We start from the raw sequence: 1,885 nt of genomic DNA on the forward strand, positions 1-1,885 counted from the left end.
AAGGTGAGCTTTTTTGTTTTATAGATTTCAGGTTTTCTTTTAATAAGAAAAAACACTCTAATGCACTTGTTTATTTAGTTGTTCTAAACTAACAATGCAGAAAAACAGGAGTGTTAAAGTATGAAATCAATAAGTGAGTACATTCCTAATGAGGAGCAAGAAGAGGAATCTTTGATTACTGCAAAAATTGATTCAGAAATTGGAAAATTAAGGAAAAGAAGGGATGAGCATTTACTATCCTATATTGATGAGGAGAAAAATATTAAGTATAAAATTCAAATAGAAAGTTCAATCAAGAGTTGATATTCGATTTTTATCGAACTGTATGATGATATTTGATTAATAAAGCTTATCTATCCTAACCAATACGACTAAAAATTCCTGACTGTTTACACTAAATAAAGCTCCGCAAAGTATTCTTATTCTGGGGGAATTTTTCCTATATGTGTTAAGCTGATCTTTATAATTCACATATTAAAAAATAAGCCCGCCAATTATGGTGGGCTTAATCTATCTATGCGGAGTCCGCTAAATACTAGTTAAGTAAAAATAATTAAAAAAGCCCCTCATATCTGAGAGACTAGTCATATCAATTTTCTGGAATGAATGGCTGTAATTTCTTAAATAACTAAACAAATCAAATTGATAAAAGTAGTTAATAATATAATAAATCAGTGCACTAATTTATTCTTTATCGTAACAGAGCCTCAAAAACAACATCCAAGGCACTGTTAATAAGAAATTATTTGTTATTAGGATCAGGTTGTTCATTATTCTCAGGCAGATCTTTTACTGTGCCTGGAACTTCTGAAGGTTGAGTTTCAGTAGGTGGTGTTGCAGGATGCTTGTTCATTTGAGATTTGATGATATTAGCGTGGTTAGTTGTATTTTGAGAAAAACTTTTAAAACCTGACATTTTTATCTTCTTATCTTCATTAGGGAGAGTTGATAGTACACTTTAAAGGTCTTTACATTGCGGTAGTTTTAAGACTCATGTGTGTTGATTTGTCCAAGAAAAGGTCTTTATCTCGAGTACTTATTTCATAAATAAAATCAATCATATATAACCTGTTGAGTCTTATCCTTTAAATTTTGAAATTACCTTATCCAACTTTCAAGTAGGGGTACATAAAGTACACATATATAAATTTTTTCCACGTTTTGGATTGATAGTTTTTTAAAAATTAATTCAATGTAGTTGCCTACAAAATATTGATAGTATAAAAATATCGTTGGGCATAATATGTATGATTAAATTGGAGCATATTAATGCTAAAAGAAATTACAATTATTGATTTCCAAGGTAAAGAAAAAAGAGCGCACGCAAACTATACAGAAGTAGATACTAATAAAATCGGTCATTTATCTAGAGTTCAGAGACCCAAAGTTGAATATATTTTGTTAAAAGGTGAATGTATTTACCCTACTTTAAATTTGGTTTTCAACAGTTCCGATGGCAACAGCTATTATATAGAGTAAACATGATATGTCAGACAATTCAACAAAATGGCTTTGTGTTGGTGGTGTTCTAAGTGGTGAGTGGAGAGAGCAGCACTTAGAAGCATTTGATGTTGATCCTAATGATTTAAATACTCATAGTTATGAAGCAATGAAACTCATTAATCCTGTTACCAAGGCAGAACAGCATTTCTATGTATATACAGAGTTACAAGAACACGCATATGACAGGGCAATAAATTTTGCCTTATCCAAAAATCAATAAGAACAAGAGAGCACCTAGGTGCTCTTTATTTTTAATAAGTAGTCGTTGTATTTAAATCATAGATCTTATAAGCCTAGTATTAGCAGAATTTAAAGCTTAATACATACCGTTAATTTTAATTAAATAAAAAGCTCATCGGAAGGTGGGCTTTTTTTAATTTAT

Annotated in this window: 4 protein-coding genes; 3 read left to right on the top strand and 1 reads right to left on the bottom strand. The window is 30.3% G+C overall.

Translation table 11 applies throughout. The features are described from left to right. Nucleotides 1-120: 120 nt before the first annotated feature. Nucleotides 121-303, top strand: coding sequence for a hypothetical protein (locus NL42_RS08620; RefSeq protein ID WP_005305647.1), 183 nt, complete (start codon nt 121-123; stop codon nt 301-303). 439 nt (nt 304-742) lie between these two features. Here NL42_RS08620 and NL42_RS08625 read toward each other — a convergent pair whose 3' ends face one another. Next, the gene (locus NL42_RS08625) at nt 743-916 is read right to left on the bottom strand and encodes a hypothetical protein (RefSeq protein ID WP_005305641.1); all 174 of its coding nucleotides are present in this window, start codon (nt 914-916) and stop codon (nt 743-745) included. Nucleotides 917-1,269: 353 nt separating this feature from the next. On the opposite strand from NL42_RS08625, the gene NL42_RS08630 reads away from it, so the two are divergent. Together NL42_RS08630 and NL42_RS08635 are read left to right on the top strand one after the other, a co-directional pair. After that, the gene (locus NL42_RS08630) at nt 1,270-1,479 is read left to right on the top strand and encodes a hypothetical protein (RefSeq protein WP_461312458.1); all 210 of its coding nucleotides are present in this window, start codon (nt 1,270-1,272) and stop codon (nt 1,477-1,479) included. Between the two features lie 7 nt (nt 1,480-1,486). Beyond that, complete coding sequence (locus NL42_RS08635) at nt 1,487-1,723, top strand: hypothetical protein (RefSeq protein ID WP_336168131.1); 237 nt, start codon at nt 1,487-1,489, stop codon at nt 1,721-1,723. Nucleotides 1,724-1,885: the final 162 nt, after the last annotated feature.

The sequence above is a fragment of the Acinetobacter sp. GN11 genome (assembly GCF_054823985.1).